The following is a 5,815-nucleotide window of genomic DNA, read 5'->3' on the forward strand; positions in this document are numbered from 1 at the left end:
GCTTCTTAAAATCACAATAAAAAACACCGTTCAGTTCACTTTCTGAGTAATTGACTCGTCTTGATACATTAATTTTGTATTGTGCGTCAAAAAATGCGTGTCTCGGTATCAATACAATGGGTTTCTTTTTGTTAATTTTTTAAGACATTAATATTTTTAGGGAGAGGTCTATGAAAGGCTCGGTGATAAGGCGTATGTACGCTGGGTTTGCATTGATCATTATCATGTTCATTGTGACAACATTGATGATGATGAGAGGGATGCAGCAAATCCACCAAAACTTTGAAGACGTGTCTAATACTTCATTACCATTAGTTTCTCAGTCAAACCAAACTAATGTCGCTTTGTTGTCCGCAGATAAACTTTTCAAAGATTTTTTGACAACTCAAAGTTTCGAGCGGATGGATCAGCTTTCAGAGCAGTTCGCTGTAATGAAAGAAGCTTACGCACAGCAGCTACTTTCGCTTGAAAATGTGAGTAAAGGCCATCCGCAATTAGAACAATCTATTGCCCAACTAAAAGAGATGGAACAGAGCTACTTTGCGGAAGCAGAGCAGGCGATGGGCAACTATCGTGCTATGTTCTCTGCTCAAGAAGAGGTGCAGAAGTCAACACGTCGCTTCCAACGCTTGCACTCTGAGCTTAGTGTCGGAATGAAAGAATACGTCGATGACCAAACTAGCATCTCGGTGAAGGTCATGGCTAAAAGCTACTTCATCAAACTCAAAGACGCAGAGGTCACGACCTCAGATGCTCTTGCAAGTAGCGACACCGCTTTTGTAACTCAAGCCGTTGCGAAAAACAAAAAAGCCGTCACGCACCTAAACTACGCATATCGCGGACTGACTTCTCAAATGCCTGAACTCAAAAAAGCGTTCGAAGACTCAGTTGAGCAGTTCACTACCGACGTAGGCATGAAAGGAGGCGTGCTCGACCAGCATAGCGCTTACCTGCTTGCGAAAGATGCCCTATACGCCAACATTGCTAGCCTTACGCAGCAAGTAGATGCAACTATCGCGGTACTAAACTCATTTACTGAAGCAGCAACCCAAGGGTTAAATGCTTCTTTAGAAGAAGCTGGTGACGTGTACAGTCAAGGTGTTGTGCGTTCTGTAGCTATCGGCGCGATAGTTATTTTGATGGCATTGGCTATTGGGTACCATATCGCTCAAAGCGTTCGTCATCCGTTGACACGTATTCTAAAAACGTTGGAATCGCTTACCGAAGGGGATATGGCCAAGCGAATCGAGATCAGCTTCAATAACGAATTTAGCCAAGTAAGCAGCCACATTAACTCGTTAGCGGATAACCTCCATGGCATTTTGGTTAAGCTCAACGACGCCTCAGATAACCTAACCAATACAGCCAGAACTAACCAACACACTTCTTCAGAAGCACAATCTCAATTGAGTCAACAGCGTGAGCAAACAGCCAACGTTGCGACAGCGATGACAGAGATGGCTCACTCAGTACAAGAAGTTGCGCAAAGTGCACAGAACTCTCAGCAGATGGTAGAACAGGTTGAAAAAGCTTCAGAATCGGGTCGTCAGATCATGGGGACCAACATTACGACCATCAACCAGCTTGAGTCTCGACTCAATCAATCAGTAGACGCAGTGAAAGAGCTTCAAGCAATGAGTAGCCAAATTGGTAGTATTCTCGATGTCATTCGCAATATCGCAGAACAAACCAACTTACTCGCCTTGAACGCGGCCATTGAAGCAGCACGTGCCGGTGAACAAGGACGCGGATTTGCGGTAGTTGCAGATGAAGTAAGGGTGTTGGCACAGCGTACGACCGAATCGACGTCTGAAATCGAAAGTATGATTAGCAACCTACAAAGCAGCTCGAGCTCAGCTAACAAAGTGATTCAAAGTTGTATGGACGACATGGAGCTTTCTGTTGAGCAAGCATCAAGTGCCAACAGTGCTATGGAAGAAATCCAGGGGCTGATCATGGAGATCAGCCAGATGAGTGGGCATATTTCTCAAGCGGCAGCAGAACAAAGCGAGACGACTGGGGAGATTGCATGCAACATCGAAGAGATTAACCTGATTGCAGATACCAGTTATCAAGCAATGGCTAAGATCGCTCAAACTAGCGAGGACCTCTCTTCACTAGCAAATCAACAAGGCGAATTGGTACATCGTTTCAAACTTTAGGCTGTATCACGAAAGCTAAAATACTGAACAAGGGCGGTTAATTTCATATCCGCCCTTGTTTTTTTTATAAGTGGCATCATATGAATTGTATGGCTTGCCCTCTTTTTTCCCACACTCTTGCAAGCCTGACATGAGGAAAAACTATGGCTGTTCATGTTGGCATTATCGACCAAGACCCTATTCGTTTGGTCACTCCCCTACTCGACAACCGCACGCTGAGTAACCACATCGTATTCATTGGCGTTGCGGCCCAAGAAAGTATGTACTTACGCCTACATAGCGTGTTAGACAAACGAGGCATTACTTCAGAGTTTTTTGAAATCCCTAACGTCGCAAACCCCTCGAAAATAAAAAAAACGGTACTGACACTTGCAGAAGACCTTAAAGCAAGAGGTGAAGAGGTCAAACTCAATGCCAGTTGCGGCCTACGTCATCGCTTGCTTTCTGTGTACGAGATTTTTCGGACCTACCATTGGCCAATTTTCGTTGTAGAGCCAAGTAGTGATCGACTGTGTTGGTTGTACCCAGACGGAAACGAAGACACTCAAGTTCAAGATAGAATTACTATTGACGACTACTTAACCGTATTTGGCGCTCGTGGTGAATTTAGCGATCAAGAGATACCGCCACAACTTGACCAGAAGCTCTATGAATTAGGAGAACGCTGGGCAAGTAATGCACTCGAACTCGGGCCAGGCTTGGCCACCTTGAACTATCTAGCGACAACTTGTCGAAAAGAGCAGAAGTTAGATGTAGAGTTGTCAGAAAAGCAACAAGGCTACCGTGAACTAAATATGCTGATCACCGACCTAGTTGAAGCCGAAATCGCCACTTACCAAGATGGCATACTGACCTTCGCCAACGAGGATGCTCGACGCTTTTCAAACGGTGAATGGCTTGAAACACTAGTGCACAGCACTGTGCGTCAAATTCAGCAAGACATGCCAACCATTCAAGATCACTCTCTTAACGTACAAGTTTATCGTCAACTGGGAAATCGTGAAGTCCGTAACGAATTGGACGTAGCTTCTGTGGTCAATAATAAGCTACATATTATTGAGTGTAAGACCAAAGGTATGCGTGACGATGGTGATGACACGCTCTACAAGCTAGAGTCGCTTAGAGACCTACTAGGCGGCCTACAGGCACGGGCGATGCTAGTAAGTTTCCGCCCTCTTCGCCATAACGACATCACGCGAGCAGAAGATTTAGGATTGGCACTGATTGGCCCTGATGAGCTTAAAAAGCTAAAAGCTCACCTATCCACATGGTTCGCAGAAGCTGGCGGACGAGACGAAAACAGCCAAGATTGTTAAAGCCAACAACCTAGATTGAACGCATTAAAAAACCGCCAACTGGCGGTTTTTTGTATTTAATTGAAGAGAGTTAGCTGTCGTCTTCAGTAAAATTGGTTGGCAGTGTGGTTTTCATCTGATTCCAGATTTGTGCACTCTCCATACCGTAGTGGCGGACAACCACTAAGATTTGATCGCGATTGCCTGTCTCACACACTTCCAGTAGGTCACGATAAAACTGCAACGCTAACTCTCGTGCTTGTGGATTGGAGAAGTAATAACTCCCTACGCGATCATATAGCTTTTTCAGGCCATTGAAGATTAAACCGTAGATCTGATTTCCAGAATGGAATGCAAGACGTTGGAATAGCATGTAGTCATAGAAGTTGAACGTTTTAGCAATCAGTGTCGCTTGACGCTTCAACTGATCTTTTTCGCCATCATCTTTAACGTGCTGACGAATTTTCTCAGCGTATGGGGATGACTCCATAAACACATCCCACGACTCTGCATTAATCAAAGTTTCACATGAGCTAATAACATTAGAGATGGTTTTCTCGGCATTCTCTTTGTTCACTTTAAATGCGTAGCGCATAAAAATAGGGCTGATATTAGTACGTGCTGCAAGCAAATCTTCAACAATGGAAGTCGCGTTCTCGGCATCTAACGTCATCAACGTGTCAAGGATGTGCAACCCAGATGTTTCCATAAACTGATTTACACGAGTCGGTTTACCATGCTGGATTGTGAGCCAACCATCACGAGCTAGTCGTTGTAGTACTTCGCGCAAGGTGGTTCGCGTTACACCGATCAGTTCGGACAGTTCTCGTTCTGCTGGTAAAATAGAACCTGGAGGGAAGCGCCCTTTCCAAATACTCTCAATGATGTATTTCTCTGCAAATCCTGCTGGGCTCTTTGCCTTAATGACCATTTATCTTAAATCCAAACTTGTAGTTATACGGGTCGAATGGAACTCATCATACCACTAGTTTTTCTATATCGGAAACCGCCACACAGTAAACGTGCGTAAAAACCACATTAGAGCTTAAACTCTAAGTGAATAGTGAAATTATTGCACTCTCTATACAAATGAAACCAGATTATTTCCATATTTTACAAACTAAAACCTCTTGAAACCCTCATTGCAAGGCGTTTCAGTTGCAAAATTTAAGTTTGTAAATTTACACTATTAAACTATCAATTCGATTGAATATAATTGCGTAATCTTTGTTATTCAACACTTTCAACTCGTCGCTTGCATTAAGCGCTGTTTTTAACAACTCTCACATCAAGGTAACGCCACTTTGATCGCGTTTTTGAACAAAAGTTAATGAATAGAAAATTCAACGCAATTTTCTCATTGACTAAATTATGTTGAGGAGTACAGTGGCGACCAAAGTAAAGGAGTACTTGTCTTTCTCAGGGAGTGACTTGGCAAGACCACATATTCAAGAACTTAATGTCGTTTTTCTAAGTCACTGTTGGAACAGGTTTGTTTTCTACTTTTTAGTCATGTCTGATTAATCTGAAGATTCTTACATTCCGATTAGTTGGATACATGCATATGCAGTGTCTATAACAACATTAAGAGTATCTAAATCATGCCGATGTCACTCGGAAATGCATTTATTAAGAACTTTCTTGGTAAAGCCCCAGATTGGTACAAAGTTGCCATCATTTCTTTTCTCATCATAAACCCAATTGTCTTTTTCTTTGTCGACCCATTTGTCGCGGGTTGGATGCTAGTTGCAGAGTTCATCTTCACACTGGCAATGGCATTGAAATGTTACCCTCTACAGCCGGGCGGTCTGCTCGCTATTGAAGCTATCGCAATTGGCATGACCAGCGCTGAACAAGTTAAGCATGAGCTTGTTGCCAACATCGAAGTTCTACTACTTCTTGTCTTTATGGTTGCTGGCATCTACTTTATGAAACAGCTACTGCTGTTTATCTTTACCAAAATCCTATTAGGCATTCGCTCGAAAAGCATGTTATCGCTCGCTTTCTGTTTTGCGGCGGCATTCCTTTCTGCTTTCCTAGACGCGCTAACCGTAATCGCTGTAGTTATCAGTGTTGCAGTCGGCTTCTACGCGATTTACCACAAGGTGGCATCAGGCCAAGGCCCACACGCCTCTCACGACCACACCCAAGACGACCACCTGTCAGAACTGACTCGCGATGACTTAGAAAACTACCGCGCATTCCTTCGCTCACTACTAATGCACGCAGGTGTAGGTACCGCGCTAGGTGGCGTAATGACTATGGTTGGTGAACCACAAAACCTGATCATCGCAGATCAAGCAAGTTGGCAGTTCGGCGAGTTTATTATTCGTATGCTGCCTGTCACCGCGCCTGTAC

At 43.9% G+C, this 5,815-nt stretch carries 4 protein-coding genes; 3 read left to right on the forward strand and 1 reads right to left on the reverse strand.

The genetic code is table 11. From position 1 onward, the window contains the following. The first annotated feature begins 170 nt into the window (after positions 1-170). Both QTO00_RS13390 and QTO00_RS13395 read left to right on the forward strand, forming a co-directional pair. The gene (locus tag QTO00_RS13390) at positions 171-2,162 is read left to right on the forward strand and encodes a methyl-accepting chemotaxis protein (protein WP_331425252.1); all 1,992 of its coding nucleotides are present in this window, start codon (positions 171-173) and stop codon (positions 2,160-2,162) included. A 143-nt stretch (positions 2,163-2,305) separates the two neighbouring features. Further along, positions 2,306-3,478, forward strand: coding sequence for a DUF1887 family protein (locus tag QTO00_RS13395; RefSeq protein WP_331425253.1), 1,173 nt, complete (start codon positions 2,306-2,308; stop codon positions 3,476-3,478). A 70-nt stretch (positions 3,479-3,548) separates the two neighbouring features. Here the strand turns inward: QTO00_RS13395 and fadR are convergent, their stop codons facing one another. Next, on the reverse strand, positions 3,549-4,388 hold the full coding sequence (gene fadR, locus QTO00_RS13400) for a fatty acid metabolism transcriptional regulator FadR (protein WP_331425254.1): 840 nt from the start codon (positions 4,386-4,388) through the stop codon (positions 3,549-3,551). A 670-nt stretch (positions 4,389-5,058) separates the two neighbouring features. Here fadR and QTO00_RS13405 point away from each other — a divergent pair. Beyond that, the coding region (locus QTO00_RS13405) for an SLC13 family permease (RefSeq protein ID WP_331425255.1) at positions 5,059-5,815 on the forward strand (757 nt) is incomplete at its 3' end.

Source organism: Vibrio sp. M260118, assembly GCF_036533755.1.
Lineage (GTDB): Bacteria > Pseudomonadota > Gammaproteobacteria > Enterobacterales > Vibrionaceae > Vibrio.